We start from the raw sequence: 21,060 nt of genomic DNA, 5'->3' as shown, positions 1-21,060 counted from the left end.
AAGAATGCGTAACGCTGGCTCAATCTGATGCCAGCCCTAGCCGAGAGGTGCAATATGTCCAGCAGTGACGCAGAAGTCCTGAAGCAATCTGGACGAAGTGCCATGCCACTCGACGACATCGCGTACAGAATTCTCGACGTGCTGCGTGAGAACGGGCGCGTCTCGATCGCCGCCCTCGCCGAGAAGGTCGGCATCTCGAGGGCGAACGCGTACACCCGGGTCGAGTCGCTCGTGCATGACGGCGTCATCACCGGGTTCAGCGCACGGGTCGACCCCGCGAAGGCCGGACTCTCGATCGGCGCCCTCGTGTTCGTGACCGTGATGCCCCAGGCGTGGGCGTCGTTCCGCGAGCGGATCATGGAGATGCCCGACGTCGAGTGGTGCGCCATCACGACCGGCGAGCACGATGCGATGCTGCTGATCCGCGCCGTCGATGTCAGCGGCGTGCACGAGTTCTCCACCGGGGTCATCGCCCAGCTCCCCGAGGTCCGCACGGTCGTCAGCGTCGTCGTGCTCGACGAGGTGATCCGCCGCTCGTACCTGCTGCCGTCCGACCTGCCGGAGCGCAGCGTCGAGGTGCCCCTGGGGATGACCCGCTGGACCCCCGCGTCCCCCGGCCGCGACACGCTCCCCCCGCGCTGACGCTCTGCGCGCGGTGGTCGCGCGCTCGTGCGCTCGGCACTTGCGCGAGGGGCCAACAACTGCGGCATCCGCACCCCCACACCCCACACTTCACGACCCCTCACCCCACACGCACGCACACGCTCACGCACGCACCAGGCGTGAGAGGTCACAAAACGCGGCATCCGCACCCCCACACTCAGCACTTCATGACCCCTCGGCGAGTAGGAGCGAGCGCGCGAGAGAGAGCGCGCGAGAGAGAGCGCGAGAGAGCGCGAGAGCGCGAGGGCCGTCAGATGACCGCACTCGTGGACGGGCGCGGCGCTCAGGCGGCGGCGATCTCCTCGCACACGCTGAGCTGCGGGGCACCGTGCATCTCGTAGTGCTCCACCAGGCGGATGAGTCCGTCGTCGGTGAGCTCGAGGTCGCTCTCGCCGTCTCCGGTCACGACCGTGCCGTCGGCGACGAGCACGTGCACGAACGACACCCAGATCGTGTCGCCCGTGCGGGTTCCGACGAAGCGTCCGAAGGTCACGGTGTCGCCGGAGTAGTCGCCCCAGATCGCGCCGTCGCGCTCCCAGTACACGAACTCGCTCGGAGCCTCAGGGTCCACGGCGGAGGTTGTGGAGGAGATCATCCGGAAGCGCCGGCCGTCGAGGGAGGGAATGCTCATGCTCCTGATTATGGACGATCGGAGCGGGTGCGCCATTCGCGGTCGAGGATGCCGTAGACGAGCAGGGTCGTCCATTCGCCCTTGAACCAGGAGCCCTCGACGAACCTCGCCTCCCTGCGGAGACCCAGTCGTTCAGCGACCCTGGCCGACGCGGTGTTGCGCTCGTCGATGCGTGCAGCGATGCGGTGCAGACCGAGTCCGTCGAAGCCGAGATCGAGCAGGGCGGACACCGCCTCCGTCGCATAGCCGCGCCCCGAGAAGGCCGGATCGAGGATGTAGCCGACCTCTCCCTCGCGGTCCTCCTCGTTGCGCCAGAACAGCACGATGTCACCGACCAGGCGTCCGGTCTCCTGCTCCTCCACGCCGAGGCAGATCGCGTCGCCCACCTTCTCGAACCGGCTCGTCGACCATCGCGTCGCGAGCCGCTCCTCGACCTCGGCGAGCGTGAGCGGGTCGTACGGCACGTAGCGCACCGCGTCGGCATCCGACTTGTAGACGACCATCTGCTCGGCGTCCGAGGGACGGAGCGGACGCAGCAGCAGCCGCTCGGTGCGGATCGGGTACTCCGGTGCGAGCATCGTCACTCCAGATCCAGCGAGAGCAGTCCGGGCCACGGCGCGGTCTCGGCGCGCACCGCCTCGAGGAACGCGGCATAGTCGGGGGTCATCGTGATCCGCGTGGACCCGAGCACGTGGGTGATGCTGCGACCGGCGGCGCGCTCGATCCTGATCCTCCTGATCGGGTATGCGGGCGGCGTCAGCCAGATGCGCGTCAGCTGCGCGTACGGGTGGTCGACCTCGCCGATCCGGATGCCGTGGTGGCTGAGGGAGATCTGGGTCGGGGTCGTCCGGGCGACGCGGTACCGCTGTGCGGCGCCGATGCCGAATCCGATGGCGGCGACACCCGCCATCGGCGCGATCAGGATGAGCGCCGACAGCTCCCCCTCCAGGAAGCCGGGCGTGAACGCCATCAGCACCGTCCCGATGGTCGCCGCGGCGAACACGATCGCGGCGATGAGGAAGCCGCGGCCGAGGCTGCGCTCCTTCGAGGCGTCGATCGTGAACGTCGTCGGCAGCTTCGCCCTGGCGCGCGCCGCCTCGACGGGGTCGACCGCGGGCGGTGCACTGATCGGCGTGAGCTGCGCCATGAGCTCGTTGAAGGTGGTCCGGGTGAAGCCGGGCAGCTCGATCACCGTCTCGCGCCCGCCCGTCCAGGCGATCAGGGCCCTGGTGGTGCCGGTGCGGAAGCCGTTCGTGCGGTGCTCGGTGATCTTCGAGCGGAAGGCCGTCGTCGCACGGCTGTAGGTCTCGGTGCTGCCCGGACGGCCGATCTCCACGGAGTCGGCCCGCACGATCACCCGGATGTTGCGGAACCAGAACGCGCCGATCCACACCGCCAGTGTGATGGCGATCACGACGACGAGCACGATCGTGCCGCGCGTCGAGATCGTCATGTTCGGCGGCAGGAACTTCGGCAGGAGGAAGAGCACGGCGGCCGCGAACACGACGGTGAGGAGCAGCGATCCCCCGGCGGTGCGGAGCGGATGCCGGCGGAAGACGCGCTCTGCGGGCGCGACGGAGACCTGACTCATGCGCCCAGTCTGCCGCACCGGCGTCGCCCGATGCGGGCGCGACGACGACGGGTACCGTGGACGCATGGAGTGGATTGCCGATCCGACCGCGGGAGCCTGGTTGAGAGACCGCCTCGACGCCTCGTTCGACAGCATGCACGGCGTCGTCCCGCGCGGCTACCCCGCCTACGCCCGCGTGCTGCACCCGACGATCGTGCAGTCGCTGCCCGACCGCGCGGTGCCGACTCCCGAGGAATGGACGCGGATGCCGGATCGCGAGCGGCTGCGCCTGTCGGAGCTGCTCGTCACCGAACTCGCCACCTGGCGCGACGCCGCCGACGCGTTCGGCACCGTCCTGCATCCGCTCGCGCAGTGGCTGCACCTCGTGCGCACGCCTCCTGGTGAGGACGGGAACGTCAGGATCGCCCCCGACGGACGCGAGTTCTCGGGGCCGGCGCTCGGGCAGCTGAGCTCCGAGCTCCTCTCGTCCGTCGCCGGTCACCTCGCCGAGCACACCTCGACACCGGATGCCGGTGTCGCCGCGCTCTGGGAGGGACGCGGGGGTCTCCTCGGCTTCCTCGGCCACAGTCCGTCCCGTCTGTTCTTCACGGTCGACGAGGATCCGAACCATCGGGCGATGCTCGATCGCAGCACCCACGACCCGTTCAACAACGTGTTCCGCAAGCCCACCTGGCAGGAGGGCATCCTGTCGCGGGAAATCTCCGAGGGGCCGCGGCTCGAGCTGCCCGAGCGCGCGTACGTGCAGTTCTCGGCATCCGCCCGCGAGTTCGCGGAGCTGGACTGGATGCTGCACGCACCGTGGCGGGATCTGCCCGCCGAGGAGCACGGCTTCCCTCCGAACGCGATCAGTCCGCAGATCCTGTGGCCCGATGACCGCGCGTGGGTGCTGGTCTCGGAGATCGACTATGACTCGACCGTGATCGCGGGCTCCGTCGACCTGATCGCGGCGATCTGCGCCGACGAGCGGATCGAGGCATTCCCCGTCCCTGAGGGCTCCCTCCTGCACGAGGACGCCGACGAGGAGAACCGGTGACGACGCCCGCACCGCAGCCGGGTTTCGATGCGCGCCCCCTGTGGGAGCCGGTCGATCCTCAGGCGGTGCGGGCCTTCGCCGCCGAGCTGCGCGCCCGCCGCACGACAGGCGGCGGCTCGACCTCGGCGATCATCGGCACCGTCATCGCCGTGGTGGCCGGCGTCATCATGATCCCGATGATCGGCGTGGCCTTCGCGGGCCTCGCCTTCTCGGGAGGAGACGGATCACTGCTCGCCGCGCTCCCGCTCGTGCTCTTCGGAGGCGGCGGCATCCTGATCGCGGTCGTGGCGTGGGCCGGATGGCGCAACCGGCGCGTCTCCGCCTACCGGCTGCACCGCTTCGCGCAGGCGAACGGCATGAGCTACCAGGAGAGGGTGGCCGACCCTCCGTTGCCGGGGATGATCTTCAGCCTCGGCCGGTCGCGGATGTCCACCGACCTGGTCCGAGGCTCCATTCCCCGCTTCGTCGAGTTCGGGAACTACCAGTACACCGTGCAATCGGGGAAGAACTCGACCACGTACCACTGGGGCTACGTCGCGGTGAAGCTCGACGTGCCGCTGCCCAACATCGTGCTCGACGCGAAGGGCAACAACGCCTTCGGCACGAACCTGCCTGCGGCGTTCGAGCGCAGGCAGCGGCTGTCGCTCGAGGGCGACTTCGACGACTACTTCACGCTGTACTGCCCCGAGGGCTACGAGCGCGACGCGCTGTACCTGTTCACGCCCGACATCATGGCGCGCTTCATCGACAACGCGGCCCAGCTCGACGTGGAGATCGTCGACGACTGGATGTTCCTGTACACGCAGCGCAAGGCGTCGACCCTCGACCCCGCCACCTGGGCGTGGCTGTTCGGCGCGGTCGGCGCACTGATCACGAAGCTCGATCAGTGGGCGCGCTGGCGGGACGAGCGCCTGCTGGCGGAGAACATCGGCGCGGTGCAGGCTGCGACTCCGGTCGCGCTGCCCTTCGCTCCCCCGGTCGGGATGCTCACGCCGCCGCCGGGCGTCGCGCACGAGGGGCGTCGACTGAAGCGACGGTTCTCGTGGGTTCCGATCGTGGTCGCCGTGGTGATCGGCATCGCCTGGATCTGGATGCGAACACTCGGCTGAGCGGACATCGGGTGTGGGGGTGGGTGCTGTTTGGGGACCAGCCGCCCACCCCATCCCCCCTCGGGATCAGAAGAAGATCGACTCTCCCTCCGCAGGACGGCATGACCGTCCGCACGTGCGATCAGCTGGGGACTGACGTACTGCACGTGAATGCATTAACGGTATACCGTTCGACGTTGCAACCGGTTGCGGTTCTCCACCGACCATCACCGGACCTCTGCCGCCGCGCGGAGGCCGAAGTGCTCCAGCTCCGTCGCGTCGAGCATGCGCGAGCGGATGAGGAACCGCATTCCCGTCGGCCCTTCGACGCTGAACCCCGCACCGCGGCCCGGTACGACGTCGATCGTCAGGTGCGTGTACTTCCAGTACTCGAACTGCGACGCCGACATGAACACCTCGACCGGAGCATCCAGCCCCACGTCGAGAGCGCCCAGCAGCACGTCCCCCGGCCCCGTGAGGAACATCCCCACCGGGTAGCACATGGGTGCAGAGCCGTCGCAGCATCCGCCCGACTGATGGAACATCAGCGGTCCGTGCTGCACGGTGAGGTCGCGGACGAGGGATGCCGCGGCATCCGTCACGTCGACCCGCCGGAACACGGTCATCAGAAGAATCCCATCGGGCCTTCCGCGTACGAGACCAGGAGGTTCTTGGTCTGCTGGTAGTGGTCGAGCATCATCTTGTGGTTCTCGCGGCCGACGCCCGACTGCTTGTAGCCGCCGAACGCGGCGTGCGCCGGGTACTGGTGATACGTGTTCGTCCAGACGCGGCCGGCCTCGATCGCCCGCCCCGCACGGTAAGCGGTGTCTCCGCTGCGGCTCCAGACTCCGGCTCCGAGACCGTAGAGGGTGTCGTTGGCGATCGAGATCGCGTCGGCGAAATCGTCGAAGGAGGTCACCGACAGGACGGGCCCGAAGATCTCCTCCTGGAAGATCCGCATGTCGTTCGTGCCCTCGAACACGGTCGGCGCGACGTAGAAGCCTCCGCTGAGGTCGCCGCCGAGGTCGACCCGCTCACCGCCCGCGAGCAGCCGGGCCCCACCCTGCTTCCCGATGTCGATGTAGCTGAGGATCTTCTCCAGCTGGTCGTTCGAGGCCTGCGCGCCGATCATCGTGGCGGGGTCGAGCGGGTTGCCCTGCACGACCTTGCCGACCCGCTCGAGGCCGTCGGCGAGGAAGCCGTCGTAGATCGATCGCTGGATGAGGGCGCGCGAGGGGCAGGTGCAGACCTCGCCCTGGTTCAGCGCGAACATCGTGAAGCCCTCGAGCGCCTTGTCGTAGAAGGGATCGGAGGTGGAGCGGGCGACGTCCTCGAAGAAGACGTTCGGGCTCTTCCCTCCGAGTTCGAGGGTCACGGGGATGAGGTTCTGCGAGGCGTACTGCATGATCAGCCGGCCGGTGGTGGTCTCTCCGGTGAAGGCGACCTTGCGGATGCGCTTGTGCTGCGCGAGCGGGGCGCCGGCCTCGATCCCGAATCCGTTCACGATGTTCACGACGCCCGCGGGCAGCAGGTCCCCGATGATCTCGAACAGGAACAGGAGGGATGCCGGCGTCTGCTCGGCCGGCTTGATGACGATGCAGTTGCCCGCGGCGAGCGCGGGCGCCAGCTTCCACACCGCCATGAGGATCGGGAAGTTCCACGGGATGATCTGACCGACCACTCCCAGCGGCTCGTGGAAGTGGTACGCCACGGTGTTCTCGTCGAGCTGGCTGATTCCGCCCTCCTGCGCCCGCAGCACGCCGGCGAAGTAGCGGAAGTGGTCGATCGCGAGGGGGATGTCGGCCGCCAGCGTCTCGCGCACGGGCTTGCCGTTCTCCCAGGTCTCGGCGATCGCGATCTCCTCGAGGTGCTGCTCCATGCGGTCGGCGATCCGGTTCAGGATCACGGAGCGCTCGGTCGGGCTCGTCTTCCCCCAGCCGGCGAACGCCCTCCAGGCGACGTCCACCGCGCGGTCGATGTCCTCGGCGGTGCCGCGTCCGACCTCCGTGAACGGCTTGCCGTTGACGGGGCTGACGTTCTCGAAGTACTGGCCCTTGGCCGGTTCCACGAACTCCCCGCCGATGTAGTGGCCGTAGCGGGGACGGTAGTTCGCGACGGCTCCGGGCTGGCCGGGCGCGGCGTAGGCGGTGGACACGTCTTCTTCGACGATGGTCATCGTGGTCTCCTTCGACGGTGCCGCGGCGTCGGTGCTCGGCGGCTGTGCTCCGACGGTAGGCCGCGCGGGGTTGCGGTCCGGTTGCGCACCGTTGCGTGCGGTTGCACCCGGCACCACGCGGCCGTGCCCGAGAGCCGCGCGCGGGGCCTCAGCCCTCGTCGAGCCGCTCGATGCGCGCGACGAGACCGGCCCGCTTCGGCGAACGAGCGGGCAGCATCTCGAGCGCCAGACGCAGCACCTCGATGTCGTTCTGCCCCTCGGGGATCTCCGCGTACGCGAGCAGCACGTCGAGGCTGGCCTCCGACACCATCACCTCGCGCAGAGTCGCCCTGACCGCGTCGCGGAACTCCTCCACCCCCGGCGACGTCGACTCCGGCAGCACCGGTCCTCGATAGGCCGTGAGGGCGACGCGGTGGGCGCCGCGGTCGAGGAGCGACAGCACGTCCTGAGCATCCGTCTCCAACGTCATCGGCAGCCGGTACGGCCGCGATTCGGGGATGAGCCCGGATGCCGCACCGCCGAGCACCCTGCGCAGCCGCACCATCTCGGGCCGCAGCGTGTCGGGAGACGCGCCCTCCCCGTAGACGAGCTCGGCCAGTCGTTCGGCGGAGAGACCGTGCCGATGGACTGCGAGCATGAGCATGATCGCCGCGTGCCGTGCACTGAGCTCGATGACCTGCTCGCCGAGCTCGGTCTCGGTCTCCAGGCGTGCGCGGTCCCGACCGAGGACGTGCAGGACGCCCCTCGCCGTCTCGGAGCCGGTCGTCCTCGTCGGCGTCGCCGGAGGGCGCGGCGCCTCGGCGCGCTCGCGCAACCGGGTCACCATGAGCTCCGACTCGACGGCCCTGGCCGTGGCGTCGACGAGCAGACGCGCCTGACGCGAGACCACCTCGTCTCCGCCGGTGATGTCGATCACGCCGAGCACGCGCTGCGTCTCCGGGTCGCGCACCGGCGCTGCCGTGCACGACCACGGATGCACCAGGCGGTTGTAGTGCTCCGCGCCGCGGATCTGCACGGACTCGCCCAGTGCGAGCGCGGTGCCGGGCGCCGCGGTGCCGACGGCATCCTCCGCCCAGTTGGCGCCGGCGACGAAGCCCATGTCGCCGGTGAGGGATCTGAGGCGGCGGTCGCCCTCGACCCAGAGCAGACGGCCGGCCTGATCGCCGACCGCGATGATGACGCCGGAGTCCTCTGACTCGCCGGGCAGCAGCAGCGCCCGGATCAGATCCATCGCGGAGGCGAGAGGGTGCGAGAGGCGGTACCTCTCCAGCTCCTCCTCCGCGAGCTCCAGAGACGGAGCCCCCTCGGGGCCGACGCGGCCGCGCCACGACCGCTCCCACGACGCACGCACCAGCGGGCGCACCTGCTGCAGTCGGCGGTCGTCGAGATTGCCTGCGATGAGCTCCTCGTGGGCACGCTCGATCAGAAGACGTGACGCCTCTGGAAGCGCGTCGCGTGACGCGTTCCATGACGCTGCCACTGCGGTCTCCGATCATCGTGAACGGGGCGATTCTCAGTGTACGAGCCGGAGGCCTCCGGGGGAACAGCATCCCCGCTCCCGCGTGCCCCGTCGCCCCGGCGCCCCGCCGCCCCACCCCCCACGTCCCCCTTGCCTTGCCGTCCCGACCGCGCGCTGCCCGTCCAGCCCGATGAGGGGTCGCAAAGTGCGGGATGCCGTGGTCCCGACGCCGCAGTTCGTGACCTCTCAGCGCCGACAGGGCAGGGCGCGGCACTGCGCGAGCACGGCACAGCACGGCACAGCACGGCGGAGGGAGCGGCACAGCGCGGCGGAGGGAGCGGCACAGCGCGGCGGAGGGAGCGGCACGACGCGCCGCTCTCACGCGTCGCGCACTACTGTGCACTGCGTGGTAGTGTGCAGTGCATCGAAGGAGGTCGGATGGATACCACCCAGTTACTCAAGGGAGTGCTCGACGTCGCCGTGCTCGCCGTGCTCCGCACCGAAGACGGCTACGGCTACGACATCGTTCGGAGGCTCAGGGATGCCGGACTCGGCGACGTCGGAGACGCCTCTGTGTACGGCACGCTGCGCAGGCTGTACGCAGCCGGAAGCCTTTCCAGCTACGTCGTCCCCTCCGACGGCGGGCCTCACCGCAAGTACTACGCGATCAACCCCCAGGGACGTACAGCCCTGGAGACGCAGACCATCACCTGGCTGGACTTCGCCGGAGCGATGTCCGACCTGCTCGCGGGCGACCGCAGCGGCGCATCCACGAACGGAGAGAACTGATGAACGGCACCGACATCTCCATCGACGAGCGGATCCGCTCGTTCGCAGCATCCGTGCGCCAGCACCTCGACGATCTTCCGGAGGACGAGCTCGACGAGATCCTCTCCGGCCTGACCGCCGATCTCGCCGACCAGGCCGCCGACAACGACGGCGTGCTCGAGCTCGGCGACCCCGAGGCCTACGCCGACGAGCTGCGCAGCGCTGCCGGACTCCCTCCGCGCGCAGAGACGCCGACTCGTCTGCCGCTGCGCGAGCGTTTCGCGCTGTGGCGTGCGGGCCTTGCCGACCGCATCCGCCGCAGCCCCTTCGGAGCCTGGCTGCTCGACTTCCTCGTCGCGATGCGACCGGTGTGGTGGGTGCTGCGTGGTTATGGCGCCTACGTCATCGCGATGACGGCGATGCTGGTCAGCGGCAATCGACGGGACGATTGGATGCTGCCGAGGTCCCCGCTGGAGGGGGCGGCGCTGCTGGCGTTCGTCGTCGTCAGCGTGCAGTGGGGACGAGACCGCTGGCTGCCGAAGAACCTCCTGCGCCACATTCGGACGGTCGTCAGCATCGCCGCTGTCATCGCACTGCCGTTCGCGATCGGCTCTCTCCTCTCGCCCCGTGTGGAGTACGTCGACAGCGGCTACATGCCCCAGGGGCTGCAGCTCGACGGCGTGCAGATCGGCAACATCTTCGCCTTCGATGAGAACGGCGATCCCATCGAGCACGTGCAGCTGTACACGGGCAAGGGCACGCCGCTCAATCTCTACGGCGCGAACGGCGCCAATCGACCCATCGGCGATCTGTTCGACGACGGCGAGACACTGACGGTCCCCTTCCGGGACTTCCGCAATCAGCCGGTCTGGAACGTGTTCCCTCTCGACGAGGGCACGCTCAACCCGAACACCGGTGAGGCGAAGAAGTCGAGCATCCGTCAGCCGTCTCCGCCCTTCCAGCGGGCCCCCGGTGTCGCCGCGACGGTGCCCACTCCCACTCCCACCCCGGCGCCGACGGATGCCGTCACCGATCCGGCGACCGATCCCGCCGCCACTCCGGCGCCGTGAGGACGATCATGGCCGAGCGGATCATCTCGATCGACATCACGCACCTCGTCATCGCGGCGCTGGAGCAGCAGCATCCGGAGCACGAAGACGAACAGGGCTGAGCACGGAGGGCGATGCTAGCATTCTGCTGTCAGGAGGTGCCCCGTGGCCACAGTGACCATTCGAAACCTGAGCGACGAGGTCGTCGCCGCTCTGAAGGAGCGCGCTCGTCGCAACTCCCGCTCCATGGAGGCCGAGGTGCGCGAGCTCCTCATCCGCGTGGTTGCGAGCGGTGAGAGCCCACCCAGTGGACTCGAGCACGAGGCCTCCCGGCAACTCCTCTCGCCACGGCGCTGGTCGATCCCCTCGGAGGAGCTGATGAACAGGGTCGCCGCCAACCCGCCGAGCGAGAAGCAGCGTCGAGTACTCGCGGACTGGGCTGCCGAGATCGAGGCCTCTCGTGCGGAACCGTTCTTCCTCGACCCGTTCGACGACCCGTGGGAACGCCGTGATCCTTCTTGACACCAACGTGCTCATCCGGCTCGACGACGTCCTGCTGCCGTCCGACGAGGTCGTGCTGAGCGCGATCGTGTACGCCGAACTGCAGCTGGGGGTCGAGCGGAGCACCGATCCGGCCGTCCGCCGCGCACGACGCACAGAACTGGCGCGCGTCGCATCGCTGTTCGACTCCGCGTGGCTTCCCTTCGACCGTGCGTCCGCAGACGGCTACGCCCGTCTGGCCGCTCGTGTGATCCGCGCCCGACCGGCTCATGCCCGCAGCAAGGACATCATGCTCGCCGGTCAGGCGTACGCGCTCGGCGCCGCTCTTCTCACGTTCAACCCCAAGGACTTCGACCTCGTCGCGGACGAGGTCGAGATCATCGTCCCCGAATTGCGGTGATCAGCCCCGCGCGGCCCACCAGTCGCGCAGGCGCTGCTCGGCGGCATCCGTTCCGATGACGCCCTCGTCGAGGCGCAGGTCGAGCAGGAAGCGGTAGGCCTCGCCGACCTCGCGCCCGGGGGCGATGCCGAGGATCTCCTGGATGCGGTTGCCGTCGATCTCCGGACGGATGCTGTCGAGCTCCTCCTGCTCGCGGAGAGCGGCGATGCGCGACTCGATGTCGTCGTAGGCGGCGGAGAGACGGGCGGCCTTGCGCTTGTTGCGCGTGGTCACGTCGGCGCGGGTGAGGATGTGCAGGCGCTCCAGCAGGTCGCCGGCGTCGCGCACGTAGCGGCGCACGGCGGAGTCCGTCCACGCACCCTCGGAGTAGCCGAAGAAGCGCAGGTGCAGCTCGATCAGCGTGGCGACGGCATCCGTCGTCCCCGTGTCGAACCGCAGCGCCTGCAGCCGCTTGCGCGCCATGCGAGAGCCGACCACGTCGTGATGGTGGAAGGTGACGATGCCGCCGTCCTCCAGCTTGCGCGTGCGGGGCTTGCCGATGTCGTGCAGCAGCGCCGCGATGCGCAGTGCGACGTCGGGCTCGGCGCCGGGGTGACGCGCGTGCTCCAGCGCGATCGCCTGGGTGAGCACGGTGAGGGAGTGCTCGTAGACGTCCTTGTGGTGGTGGTGCTCGTCGGCTTCGAGGCGCAGCGCGCTCACCTCGGGCAGGAACTCCTCGATCAGCCCGGTGTCGACGAGCACGCGGATGCCGCGCACCGGATCGTCGGTCTGCATGAGCCGAACGAGCTCGGACTGGACACGCTCGGGGCTGACGATCTTCAGCGTCTCGCGCAGTTCCGTGATCGCCGCGGTGGTCTGCTCCTCGATGCGGAAGCCGAGCTGGGCGCTGAAGCGCGCGCCGCGGAGCATCCGCAGCGGATCGTCGCCGAAGGAGACATGCGGGTCGGTCGGCGTGCGGAGGAGACCCGCGACGAGGTCTTCGACACCGCCCGTCGGGTCGACGAGCTTCACGGCGGGAACCTGCAGGGCCATCGCGTTCACGGTGAAATCGCGGCGGATCAGGTCGCCGTCGATGGTGTCGCCGAACTCGACCGTGGGCTTGCGGGTCACGCCGTCGTAGCTGTCAGCGCGGTAGGTCGTGATCTCCACCTGCTCGCCCTGCACGCGCGCGCCGATCGTCCCGAACGCGCGGCCGATGTCCCAGTGCGCGGTGGAGATCGGCTTCACGATGCGGAGGATGTCGTCGGGCAGCGCGTTCGTGGTGAAGTCGAGGTCGTGCGTCGCACGCCCCAGCAGCGCGTCGCGCACCGGACCGCCGACGACGGCGAGGTCGAAGCCGGCGGCGTCGAACGCCGCGGCGAGGGTGCGGACGACCGGATTCTCGGCGAGCGCACCGAGACGAGCGAGGCCGTCAGCCATGTTGAGCATGGGTTCCAGCGTACCGGGCGGGCGTTCGGCGTCCCTCGGCTCGGCCACAGATTTCGGGCGCCGTCATCGTCCACCGCCGAGCACAGATTCGGATCCCGGTTCCGACACGCCGCGCCGCGGCGGTAGGCCGCGGCGTGTCGTGCGACAGCTCCGAAACCGTGCTCGGTGCGTCGGGCGGTCAGAAGCGGATGCCGTCAGAACCGGATGCCGTCAGAACAGCGGATTCTCGGCGCGGGCCTGGGCGACGGCGCGAGTCCGTGCGCGCATGTGCCGGTTGAGGATGATGCTGAGCGCGAAGCCGCCGAGGAGGACGATGCTGAAGAGCACGATTCTGCCGGATTCCCGGTCGACGATCTTGAACACCAAGACGAGCACAACGACGATAGCGAGAAGGCCACCCTCGATCGCCGCGAACACGATGAACGTACGGACCAGACGGGCGGTGTAGTCCTTCTCCACCGCGGCCACGGGGTCGGCGATGAACGAGTCGTCAGCGGGGCTCATGCCGTCAACCGTAGCCGCCTCCGCCGAGTTCACCTGCGCGCCTCCTGGCGGTCAGCCGGAGGTCATCCGGGTTCGATGGGCTGAGGACGCCGTGCGGCTCGAGCACGGCGTCCGTGGCGCTCCTCGCGCTGTTCGGCGGCGCCGTCGTCGCCCCCGCGGCGACCGCCGCGACCGCAGCACCGACCGTCCCCACCGGTTCACTGATCACCGCCGACACCACCTGGCACTATCTCGACGACGGCACCGATCCGTCGCCGAAGCCCGCGGCACTGCGCGCCTGGACCCTCCCCGAGTACGACGACGACGCCTGGAAGACCGCGCCGGGCTCGTTCGGCGCGAAGAACGGCGCACTCGCACCGGTCGGCCCGGTCACGCCGAAGACCCTGCTCAACCACTACATCGACGGTCAGGCGAAGCCGACCGTCCCGACCTACTTCTTCCGCACGACCTTCGAGCTCGGCAGCGGCGTCGCCGAGAAGGTCGCCTCCCTCTCCAGCACGATCACCTACGACGACGCGATCGTCGTGTGGGTCAACGGCACCGAGGTCGGCCGCTACGTCGACGCCCGCATCACCGACACCACCAACCTCGAGTACGCCGGCGCCTCCGCCGGCGACCCGGCGACCAGCACCCTCGCCGCCGCAGGCGACGTCCTCCGCGACGGCACGAACACGATCGCGGTCGCCCTCTACCAGGACCGCGAGTCGAGCTCGGACATCTACTTCGACATGCCCTCGCTGACCCTGACGGGCAAGGCCGACCCCGGCACGCCCGTCGTGGCCCCGCCGACCCGCGTCATCCTCACCCCGACCGAGAAGCCCGACGTCTCGCAGGCGTTCTCCTGGCTCGCCGGCGACGCCTCCCACGCCGTGGGACAGGTCGAGATCGCACCGGCATCCGGCGGCTCCACCCGCACGGTCGACGCCTACGACGCCGGTGTGGCGAACGGCAACCCGAACCACCACTTCTCCACGACCGTCACCGGGCTCACCCCGGCGACCTCGTACCGCTACCGCGTCGGACTCCCCGGCAGCTGGAGCGACTGGTTCGAGTTCCGCACGGCCGACCCGAAGGCGACGGACTTCCAGTTCATCTACTACGGCGACGCGCAGATCGGCCTCGACACCACCTGGCCGAGCGTCGTGAAGCAGGCCGAGGCGAACGCTCCCCGCTCGATCGGCTCCGTGCACGCGGGCGACCTCATCAACACGTCCAGCAACGAGAACGAATGGCTCAACTGGTTCAAGGGCATGAAGGACTCCGCCGTGCGGACCAACGTCATGGCCGCGCCCGGCAACCACGAGTACTCCGGCGACAAGCTGCTCACCGCCTGGAAGGCGAACTTCGAGTACCCGCACAACAACCCGTCGACCGGCTCGGTCGGCGAGCTCGCGAACCTCGCACAGGGCGACACCGATGTTGCGCGCCAGTACCGGGCGTTCTTCGACCACTGGAGCAGCTTCGCCGCCGAGACCGCGTACTACACGGACTACCAGGGCGTGCGCTTCATCACGCTGAACGCGACCCGCGACAAGACGTTCCTCACCCCGCCCGGACTCCCCTCATGCACCGGTGCGGAGTGCCCGGCGAACCAGATCGACGTGCTGTGGACCCGCTTCCAGGGCGCCTGGGTCGACCTGCTGCTGCAGAACAGCCCGTCGAAGTGGAACGTCGTCACGTTCCACCAGCCGGTGTTCTCGGCGTCAGAGGGTCGCGACGAGCCGGTGCTGCGCGCCGACTGGCTGCCGATCTTCCAGCGCAACGACATCGACCTCGTGCTCATGGGCCACGACCACGTCTACGCCCGCGGCTACGTGAACGCCGATGCCACAGACACCCCCGGTCTCACCACCGGCCCGGTCTATGTCGTGTCGAACTCGGGTGCGAAGTACTACGACCTCGAGACCCCGGAGAAGAACGTCTGGACCAACAACGGCGCCACGCAGGTGCTGCGCGGTCAGGGCGTCACGACGTATCAGGTGATCGACGTGTCCAAGAACCAGCTCGTCTACCGCTCCTATGTCGCCGAGAAGACCGCGAGCTCCACGACCGACCTTCCCGTCGGCGCCGTCTACGACACCTTCACGGTGACCAAGTCGGATGCCGGTGAGAAGTGGGTCACCGAGAAGGGTGTCACTCCCCCGGTGACGCCGGAGCCGGAGGTCCCCGCGAAGGTCGAGCTGAGCGCGGCATCCGTCGTCGCCGGCGGCACCGTCTCGGTCACCGGCACCGGCTTCGCGGCCGACGCGAAGCTGGCGCTCGAGCTGCACTCCGACCCTGTGTCCCTGGGCACCGTCACCGCCGATGCGAACGGCGCGTTCACCCGCACCGTGACCATCCCGGCGAACACCCCGGCAGGCGCCCACACGCTCGTCGCCGTGCTGCCCGACGGCACCGAGGTCACCGCACCGCTCACGGTCACCGCAGCGTCGACCGGCGGGGTCGTCACGCCCGGCGGCTCGACCGGCGGCGCCGCGAAGGGGGACCTCGCCACGACCGGCGCCGACAGCACGCCGTACATCGTCACGGCGGTCGTGCTGCTCGCTCTGGGCCTCGGCCTGGTGGCGCTGCGTCGTCGTCGCCTGACGCAGGCGGAGTCCGCAGAGTAGTCCGCCGCGCACGCCGGAGGGCGCCGTCGGGGCTTCGGCCCCGGCGGCGCCCTCTGCGTGCAGCTCGGCCGGCGTCGGGCATTCCGGTCGTAGGATCGGCTCGTGGCACAAGACGATTCCTCTGCGGGCACCGACCGGCGAGGCTTCCTCAAGATCGGCGGTGCGGCGCTGGCGGGCGCCGTGATCGGCGGCGCGGGCGGCGCGGCGATCGGCGCCTCGCTCGCGGGCGGCGGAGGCGACGACGGATTCGCCTCGGATCCTGACCCGTTCTCGGCCCTTCGTCCACGCAGCGAGCCCGGTTTCGACCACATCGTCGTCCTGATGGGCGAGAACCGATCGTTCGACAACCTGCTGGGCTACCTCTACACGCCGGAGACCGTCCCGGCCGGAGAGACCTTCGACGGACTCGCCTTCGGCTCACACAGCAACACGGCTCCGGACGGCACGGTGGTCGAGGCGCACGTCTACCAGGGGCCCACCGACCGGATCATGAGCCTCCCCGACCCGGATCCCGGCGAGGAGTACCCGCACGTCAACACCCAGCTCTTCGGCACGATCGACCCTCCGGGCAACGCCGACCTCTTCGTCGACGGGATGAGCGCCCCGTTCAACGCCCCGACCCACGGTGAGAAGGCCGACATGTCGGGGTTTCTGAAGGACTACTTCGTGAACGTCCGCCGACTGCGCCGCGGTGTCGAACCGGGGATCGACGAGGCCAGGCACATCATGGGCTCGTTCTCACCGGAGATGCTGCCGGTGCTGTCGACGCTCGCGACGGAGTTCGCCGTCTTCGACCACTGGTACGCGGCGGTGCCGTCGCAGACCTTCTGCAACCGTTCGTTCTTCCACGCGTCGACCTCGCACGGCTTCGTCACGAACGTCGCCGGCGGCGGGTACCGGAAGTGGCTGGATGCTCCGGAGGCGCCGACGGTCTTCAACCGCTTGGAAGACGCCGGCGTGCGCTGGAAGGTCTACATCGACAAGCTGCAGCTGGTGTCGTTCACGGGGATGCTGCACGCCGCGGCCCTAGAGAAGTACTGGCGCACCGATCGCTTCGGCACGATGGAGGACTTCTACGCGGACGCGAAGAACGGCACCCTCCCCGCATACGCGTTCATCGAGCCGCGCATGGTCTACGACCACAACGACTTCCACCCGCCGTTCGGCGTGCTGCGGGAGGGGGAGGTCGACGGCGAGCCGGTGCTCGACAGCGCGATCTCCGATGTGCGCGCAGGCGACCGGCTCGTGCACGACGTCTACGAGGCCGTGCGCACCAGCGCGTCGCCCGAGGGCTCGAACGCGGTCAACACTCTGCTGCTGATCACCTTCGACGAGCACGGCGGATGCTACGACCACGTGCCGCCGCCCGCGGCCACGAAGCCCACTCCCGACAGCGGTCCAGGGGAGATGGGGTTCACCTTCGACCGCCTCGGATGCCGCGTGCCCGCGATCGCCGTGTCGGCCTACACGAAGCGCGGCACCGTCATCCACGACGAGATGCACCACGGATCCGTCACCGCGACGCTCTCCCGGCTGCACGGCCTGAAGCCCCTGAACGAGCGCGACGCCTCGGCCCGCACGCTGCAGAACGTGGTGAACCTCGACCGTCCGCGGCATCCGTCCGACTGGCCGGTGACGGTGCCCGCCTACACGCCGCCGAACCCCGAGCAGGCCCCACCCGCTGCGGCCGACCACGACCGCCCTCTCACCCCGCCGGCTCGCGGACTCCTCGGACTCCTCATCGCACGATACGGCCGCCCGGACGAACCCGAACCCGAGACGTTCGCCGACGCCTACCGCCTGCTGCACGAGCACGGCGAGGAGCTCTTCGGCCCGCCGGATGACGGCGCATGATCGTCACCGAGCGGCTGACGCTGCGGCCCTGGACGGTGGCGGATGCCGGGTTCCACCGCGAGCTGTGGCTGGAACGCGATCCGCGGGTACCGCCGCATCGCAGGATCGACGCAGACGGCCACCCGACGGTCGAGGAGCTCGCCGAGCGGATCCGCCGCTCGCCGCATGAGGGCACGATCGGCACCCTGGTCGTCGAGCTGCGTGAATCGGGCGAGCGGCTGGGCTACTGCGGGCTGATCGAGGGCGAGCCCGACCCCGAGATCGCCTACGAGTTCCTGCGCAGGCATTGGGGGCGCGGCTACGCGACCGAGAGCGCGGAGGCGATCGTGGAGGGCGCCCGCGCCGCGGGGATACCCCGGCTGCGCGCTTCGGTGTGGGAGTGGAACACCGCGTCACGCCGGGTGCTGGGGCGGCTCGGCTTCGCCGAGACCGGTCCCCACCGGATCGACCCCGAGCGCGGGCGTTCGCTGATGACGATGCGGGAGCTCTGACCGGTGCCCTCCGCCTGACGGCACGCTCCGCGGAACGCTAGCGTAGGCGCATGGCCGACTCCGACAGCACAGGCAGACGCCTGCTCGCACCCGAGCACGTCGTCGATGTGTTCGTGTACGTGGTGGTGCTCAACCTCGCCGTCGAGTACGTGCCCACGGTCATCACGGAGACGTTCACGATGTCGCTCCTCACGGCCGTCCTCCTCAAGGTGGTCCTGGAGATCGTGCTGGCGGCGAAGAACCGTCTCAAGCGCCGATTCGCGGCCGCGACGACGACCGGCGGCAAGGTGCTCGCGGGCGGAACGCTGTGGCTCGTGCTCGTCGGGAGCAAGTTCGTCGTGCTCGAGCTGATCGCCCTCGTCTTCGGCAGCAGCGTGAGCCTCGGCGGCTTCTGGTCGGTCACGGGACTGATCCTCGCGCTCCTCCTCGCCCGCGCCGGCGTGCGGCTCCTCCTGCGGACGGATGCCGCGGACGCCGACTCCCCGGCACCCTGAGCGTCAGGATCCGTCGCGGTCCTCGCGGAGGTCTCTCCGCCGCAGCAGCAGCACCGCAGCGATCGTGAGAACCATCAGCGTGAACATCACCGCGAGGCCTGCCTGCTCTGGGATGACTCGGAATCGGAAGGTGAGCAAGATCACGGCACCGTTGGTGAGCCCCGCTACGAGGCCCAGGACCGCCCCGCGAATCACGCGAGGACGTTGGGCGCGCTGCCACTCGCGGTACTTCACGGGGTCGTGCCACGCCTCTTCCGGGACGCCTTTGCTCCTCAGCCCTCTTTCGGCGAAGCGACTCAGCTTCGAGGGTTTCTGGGGCTCGCCTGGGGTCGACATGGCGTCAGCGTAGCGCCTCGCGTCGGCGCGCCGATGCGCTGCCTCGTCAGTCGCCCTTCGAGCGTCGACGCGAGAGCACCACGGGCACACCGCCGAGGATGAGCACCGCGGCGCCGATGCCGGCCCACATGAACGTCTCGGGGCCGAGTCCGGTCGCGGGCAGGCGGTTGCCTCCGGTCGACGGGACGCTCGGGGTCGGGGTCGGGGTGACGACTGCGGCGGCGAGGGTGAAGTCCTGGTCGACGACGACCTCTCCGGCGTCGGTGATGACGACGGTCCGGGTGGCGGCGCCGACCACGGTGCTGCCCGCGGGCGGCGTCACGGTGATCGTGTAGCTGCCTGGTGGGAGGGTGCCGAGGCCGTAGGCGCCGTCGGCATCCGTCGTCAGCTGCTGCGTGCCGGCGGGACCGGAGACCGAGATCGCGACGCCGGACACCGCGGCGCCGCCGTCGGTGCGCACGGTGCCGTCGATCGCGCCGAGGCGAACCAGCGCGAAGTCCACGTCGTCGACGTCGCCTTCGATGACGCTCTCCTCCCGCGAGACCGCACCGGATGCCGCGTACCCGTCCGGCACCTCGACGGCGACGGTGTACTCCCCGAGCGGAAGCCGCGGGAAGGAGTAGTCGCCGTTCGCGTCGGTCACCGTGCTGAGCGGGGTGCCGCCCGGACCGGATGCCGTCACCGTCACTCCCGCGACGCCAGAGCCCCCCGCGCGCACGGTTCCGCTGAGCGTCGGGTTCTCGGCGAGACGGAAGTCGACGCCGGTGATGGGCGTCTCGCTGCCGTCCGCGACGGTGAAGGGAGGCGGAGTCGTGACGATCGTGTAGCCGTCCGGTCTGGTGATCGTGGCGCTGTGCGTGCCGACGGGAACCTTGTCGAAGAGGTACTGGCCGTCGGCATCCGTCGTCGTCGTGCGCCCGTCGATCGTGACGGTGAGACCGGCGATGGGCGTGCCGTCGGTGTCGGTGACCCGTCCGGACACCGTAACGGGCACGATGTCGCGCACCGTGAAGTCGGCGACGCCGTCGGCATCCGTGAGGTCGACGGTCTGCGCGTTCGGCCCTTCGGAGATCTTGCCCGCCGGAGGGGCGACGCGCACGGTGTAGCCGTCGGTCGCCACGACACCGGGGAAGGAGTACGTGCCGCCCGCCGCCGTCGTGGTCGTGCCGACGACGGCGCCGTTCGCATCGGTGAGCGTGAGCTCAACGCCGTCCAGCGGACCCTCGGCCGTGTCGGTCACGGTGCCGGTGACGTCGCGGGCGAGGGAGGCGAACCACGTCTGGTAGACGGGGAGACCCGCGCGACGTGTGAACACGAACGAGAGCGACACGATCGGCGTCGAGGGCTCGAACCAGCCCGCGGCGCCGCTCGTGTCGGCGGCGGCCGCGTTGCCCGTGAGGGTGAGGGTGGCCGCATCCCATGTCGGGACGTCTGCGGCATCGCCCGTGCAGGACGGCTTGCCGACGACACCCGGGGCGCAGTAGTTGAAGCCGCCGCGGAAGCCCAGCTCCGTCGCGTCGAGCACGTGTCCGTCGGCGGCGACGGCGTGGATGCGTACAGCGTCGGCGTCGATGTCGCCGAGCACGAAGGTCCAGCCGGATGCCGGGGTCGGAGCTGCGAAGGAGTAGGTCGTCGTCGACGGGCTGGTGGCGTTGTCGGCTTTCGGACGGAGGTTCAGGTACGGCTGGTTCAGGCTGCTGCCGTACTTCGCGCCGACCGGCGTGCCCTCCGAGAGCCAGGTGGAGGCTCCCGTGATGACGCCGACCTGGCCGCCACGGGAGTCACTGGTCACCGTCGCGGTCACCGCGGGTTTCGCCGCGATCTGCACCGCGCTCGTGTAGGCGCCGGGCGCTCCGGCCAGCGGCTGCCACCCCGCCCACGACGTGGTCGTCGCCGCGGCGGCGGGAATCGCCCCCACCAGTGCCGCGATGACGACGATCGCTCCGGCGATGACCCCGCTCCGATACACACGCATGGCGCCCAGC

21 protein-coding genes are annotated in these 21,060 nt (G+C 69.6%); 11 read left to right on the top strand and 10 right to left on the bottom strand.

Annotation, left to right across the window (positions count from 1 at the left end):
• Positions 1–102 precede the first annotated feature (102 nt).
• Positions 103–642: an Lrp/AsnC family transcriptional regulator gene (locus tag MRBLWH10_RS17000; RefSeq protein ID WP_105676746.1), complete on the top strand. Its 540-nt coding sequence runs from the start codon at positions 103–105 to the stop codon at positions 640–642.
• 304 nt (positions 643–946) lie between these two features.
• Here MRBLWH10_RS17000 and MRBLWH10_RS16995 read toward each other — a convergent pair whose 3' ends face one another.
• Genes MRBLWH10_RS16995 through MRBLWH10_RS16985 form a run of 3 tightly spaced genes read right to left on the bottom strand, consistent with a single transcriptional unit; the run spans position 947 to position 2,885 of the window.
• A complete protein-coding gene (locus tag MRBLWH10_RS16995; RefSeq protein WP_223585500.1) occupies positions 947–1,294 on the bottom strand; it encodes a hypothetical protein in 348 nt (115 codons plus the stop codon).
• An 8-nt stretch (positions 1,295–1,302) separates the two neighbouring features.
• Positions 1,303–1,872: a GNAT family N-acetyltransferase gene (locus tag MRBLWH10_RS16990; protein ID WP_341942604.1), complete on the bottom strand. Its 570-nt coding sequence runs from the start codon at positions 1,870–1,872 to the stop codon at positions 1,303–1,305.
• 2 nt (positions 1,873–1,874) lie between these two features.
• Positions 1,875–2,885 (bottom strand): hypothetical protein, encoded by a 1,011-nt coding sequence (locus MRBLWH10_RS16985; protein WP_341940826.1) that lies wholly within the window; start codon positions 2,883–2,885, stop codon positions 1,875–1,877.
• Between the two features lie 64 nt (positions 2,886–2,949).
• On the opposite strand from MRBLWH10_RS16985, the gene MRBLWH10_RS16980 reads away from it, so the two are divergent.
• Positions 2,950–3,918 (top strand): hypothetical protein, encoded by a 969-nt coding sequence (locus MRBLWH10_RS16980; RefSeq protein WP_341940825.1) that lies wholly within the window; start codon positions 2,950–2,952, stop codon positions 3,916–3,918.
• Positions 3,915–5,027 (top strand): hypothetical protein, encoded by a 1,113-nt coding sequence (locus tag MRBLWH10_RS16975; RefSeq protein WP_341940824.1) that lies wholly within the window; start codon positions 3,915–3,917, stop codon positions 5,025–5,027. Before MRBLWH10_RS16980 ends, MRBLWH10_RS16975 begins: the two co-directional genes overlap by 4 nt.
• Before the next feature lie 206 nt (positions 5,028–5,233).
• Here MRBLWH10_RS16975 and MRBLWH10_RS16970 read toward each other — a convergent pair whose 3' ends face one another.
• The 3 genes from MRBLWH10_RS16970 to MRBLWH10_RS16960 all read right to left on the bottom strand — a co-directional run bounded on the left by MRBLWH10_RS16970 (position 5,234) and on the right by MRBLWH10_RS16960 (position 8,662).
• Positions 5,234–5,632 (bottom strand): DUF779 domain-containing protein, encoded by a 399-nt coding sequence (locus MRBLWH10_RS16970; RefSeq protein WP_341940823.1) that lies wholly within the window; start codon positions 5,630–5,632, stop codon positions 5,234–5,236.
• Positions 5,632–7,182 carry an aldehyde dehydrogenase family protein gene (locus MRBLWH10_RS16965; protein ID WP_341940822.1) on the bottom strand — a complete coding sequence of 517 codons (1,551 nt, stop codon included), beginning with the start codon at positions 7,180–7,182 and terminating at the stop codon, positions 5,632–5,634. Before MRBLWH10_RS16965 ends, MRBLWH10_RS16970 begins: the two co-directional genes overlap by 1 nt.
• 148 nt (positions 7,183–7,330) lie before the next feature.
• A complete protein-coding gene (locus MRBLWH10_RS16960; RefSeq protein WP_341940821.1) occupies positions 7,331–8,662 on the bottom strand; it encodes a GAF domain-containing protein in 1,332 nt (443 codons plus the stop codon).
• Between the two features lie 417 nt (positions 8,663–9,079).
• Here MRBLWH10_RS16960 and MRBLWH10_RS16955 point away from each other — a divergent pair, with 417 nt between their 5' ends.
• From MRBLWH10_RS16955 to MRBLWH10_RS16940, 4 genes are all read left to right on the top strand, one after another.
• Positions 9,080–9,430 (top strand): PadR family transcriptional regulator, encoded by a 351-nt coding sequence (locus MRBLWH10_RS16955; protein WP_341940820.1) that lies wholly within the window; start codon positions 9,080–9,082, stop codon positions 9,428–9,430.
• The gene (locus tag MRBLWH10_RS16950; RefSeq protein WP_341940819.1) at positions 9,430–10,479 is read left to right on the top strand and encodes a hypothetical protein; all 1,050 of its coding nucleotides are present in this window, start codon (positions 9,430–9,432) and stop codon (positions 10,477–10,479) included. Before MRBLWH10_RS16955 ends, MRBLWH10_RS16950 begins: the two co-directional genes overlap by 1 nt.
• A gap of 153 nt (positions 10,480–10,632) precedes the next feature.
• Complete coding sequence (locus MRBLWH10_RS16945; protein WP_341940818.1) at positions 10,633–10,980, top strand: hypothetical protein; 348 nt, start codon at positions 10,633–10,635, stop codon at positions 10,978–10,980.
• Positions 10,967–11,359 (top strand): PIN domain-containing protein, encoded by a 393-nt coding sequence (locus MRBLWH10_RS16940; RefSeq protein ID WP_341940817.1) that lies wholly within the window; start codon positions 10,967–10,969, stop codon positions 11,357–11,359. Before MRBLWH10_RS16945 ends, MRBLWH10_RS16940 begins: the two co-directional genes overlap by 14 nt.
• Here the strand turns inward: MRBLWH10_RS16940 and MRBLWH10_RS16935 are convergent, their stop codons facing one another.
• Both MRBLWH10_RS16935 and MRBLWH10_RS16930 read right to left on the bottom strand, forming a co-directional pair.
• Complete coding sequence (locus MRBLWH10_RS16935) at positions 11,360–12,787, bottom strand: CCA tRNA nucleotidyltransferase (protein ID WP_341940816.1); 1,428 nt, start codon at positions 12,785–12,787, stop codon at positions 11,360–11,362. It abuts the gene before it with no gap.
• Positions 12,788–12,997: 210 nt separating this feature from the next.
• Positions 12,998–13,291 (bottom strand): hypothetical protein, encoded by a 294-nt coding sequence (locus MRBLWH10_RS16930; RefSeq protein ID WP_223585493.1) that lies wholly within the window; start codon positions 13,289–13,291, stop codon positions 12,998–13,000.
• Between the two features lie 113 nt (positions 13,292–13,404).
• Between MRBLWH10_RS16930 and MRBLWH10_RS16925 the strand changes: the two genes are divergently transcribed.
• The 4 genes from MRBLWH10_RS16925 to MRBLWH10_RS16910 all read left to right on the top strand — a co-directional run bounded on the left by MRBLWH10_RS16925 (position 13,405) and on the right by MRBLWH10_RS16910 (position 18,739).
• Positions 13,405–15,900, top strand: a complete 2,496-nt coding sequence (locus MRBLWH10_RS16925) for a fibronectin type III domain-containing protein (protein WP_341940815.1) — start codon at positions 13,405–13,407, stop codon at positions 15,898–15,900.
• Positions 15,901–16,002: 102 nt separating this feature from the next.
• A complete protein-coding gene (locus MRBLWH10_RS16920) occupies positions 16,003–17,754 on the top strand; it encodes an alkaline phosphatase family protein (protein ID WP_341940814.1) in 1,752 nt (583 codons plus the stop codon).
• A complete protein-coding gene (locus MRBLWH10_RS16915) occupies positions 17,751–18,245 on the top strand; it encodes a GNAT family N-acetyltransferase (RefSeq protein ID WP_341940813.1) in 495 nt (164 codons plus the stop codon). Before MRBLWH10_RS16920 ends, MRBLWH10_RS16915 begins: the two co-directional genes overlap by 4 nt.
• 50 nt (positions 18,246–18,295) lie before the next feature.
• Positions 18,296–18,739, top strand: a complete 444-nt coding sequence (locus tag MRBLWH10_RS16910) for a hypothetical protein (protein ID WP_341940812.1) — start codon at positions 18,296–18,298, stop codon at positions 18,737–18,739.
• A 3-nt stretch (positions 18,740–18,742) separates the two neighbouring features.
• Here MRBLWH10_RS16910 and MRBLWH10_RS16905 read toward each other — a convergent pair whose 3' ends face one another.
• Together MRBLWH10_RS16905 and MRBLWH10_RS16900 are read right to left on the bottom strand one after the other, a co-directional pair.
• Complete coding sequence (locus MRBLWH10_RS16905) at positions 18,743–19,075, bottom strand: hypothetical protein (protein WP_341940811.1); 333 nt, start codon at positions 19,073–19,075, stop codon at positions 18,743–18,745.
• A gap of 46 nt (positions 19,076–19,121) precedes the next feature.
• Positions 19,122–21,050: a carboxypeptidase regulatory-like domain-containing protein gene (locus MRBLWH10_RS16900; RefSeq protein WP_341940810.1), complete on the bottom strand. Its 1,929-nt coding sequence runs from the start codon at positions 21,048–21,050 to the stop codon at positions 19,122–19,124.
• Positions 21,051–21,060 lie beyond the last annotated feature (10 nt).

The organism is Microbacterium sp. LWH10-1.2, from assembly GCF_038397765.1.
GTDB lineage: Bacteria > Actinomycetota > Actinomycetes > Actinomycetales > Microbacteriaceae > Microbacterium > Microbacterium natoriense.
The sequence above is the reverse complement of the archived record's forward strand: the minus strand, read 5'-3'. Positions and strand labels throughout refer to the sequence as shown.

What these genes read in the sequence shown, in the direction of transcription:
- MRBLWH10_RS16955 (WP_341940820.1), top strand. Translation starts at nt 9,080, where the DNA reads ATGGATACCACCCAGTTACTCAAGGGAGTGCTCGACGTCGCCGTGCTC.
- MRBLWH10_RS16910 (WP_341940812.1), top strand. Translation starts at nt 18,296, where the DNA reads ATGGCCGACTCCGACAGCACAGGCAGACGCCTGCTCGCACCCGAGCAC.
- MRBLWH10_RS16935 (WP_341940816.1), bottom strand. Translation starts at nt 12,787, where the DNA reads ATGCTCAACATGGCTGACGGCCTCGCTCGTCTCGGTGCGCTCGCCGAG.
- MRBLWH10_RS16990 (WP_341942604.1), bottom strand. Translation starts at nt 1,872, where the DNA reads ATGCTCGCACCGGAGTACCCGATCCGCACCGAGCGGCTGCTGCTGCGT.
- MRBLWH10_RS16985 (WP_341940826.1), bottom strand. Translation starts at nt 2,885, where the DNA reads ATGAGTCAGGTCTCCGTCGCGCCCGCAGAGCGCGTCTTCCGCCGGCAT.
- MRBLWH10_RS16930 (WP_223585493.1), bottom strand. Translation starts at nt 13,291, where the DNA reads ATGAGCCCCGCTGACGACTCGTTCATCGCCGACCCCGTGGCCGCGGTG.
- MRBLWH10_RS16995 (WP_223585500.1), bottom strand. Translation starts at nt 1,294, where the DNA reads ATGAGCATTCCCTCCCTCGACGGCCGGCGCTTCCGGATGATCTCCTCC.
- MRBLWH10_RS16905 (WP_341940811.1), bottom strand. Translation starts at nt 19,075, where the DNA reads ATGTCGACCCCAGGCGAGCCCCAGAAACCCTCGAAGCTGAGTCGCTTC.
- MRBLWH10_RS16950 (WP_341940819.1), top strand. Translation starts at nt 9,430, where the DNA reads ATGAACGGCACCGACATCTCCATCGACGAGCGGATCCGCTCGTTCGCA.
- MRBLWH10_RS16965 (WP_341940822.1), bottom strand. Translation starts at nt 7,182, where the DNA reads ATGACCATCGTCGAAGAAGACGTGTCCACCGCCTACGCCGCGCCCGGC.
- MRBLWH10_RS16980 (WP_341940825.1), top strand. Translation starts at nt 2,950, where the DNA reads ATGGAGTGGATTGCCGATCCGACCGCGGGAGCCTGGTTGAGAGACCGC.
- MRBLWH10_RS16900 (WP_341940810.1), bottom strand. Translation starts at nt 21,050, where the DNA reads ATGCGTGTGTATCGGAGCGGGGTCATCGCCGGAGCGATCGTCGTCATC.
- MRBLWH10_RS16915 (WP_341940813.1), top strand. Translation starts at nt 17,751, where the DNA reads ATGATCGTCACCGAGCGGCTGACGCTGCGGCCCTGGACGGTGGCGGAT.
- MRBLWH10_RS17000 (WP_105676746.1), top strand. Translation starts at nt 103, where the DNA reads ATGCCACTCGACGACATCGCGTACAGAATTCTCGACGTGCTGCGTGAG.
- MRBLWH10_RS16970 (WP_341940823.1), bottom strand. Translation starts at nt 5,632, where the DNA reads ATGACCGTGTTCCGGCGGGTCGACGTGACGGATGCCGCGGCATCCCTC.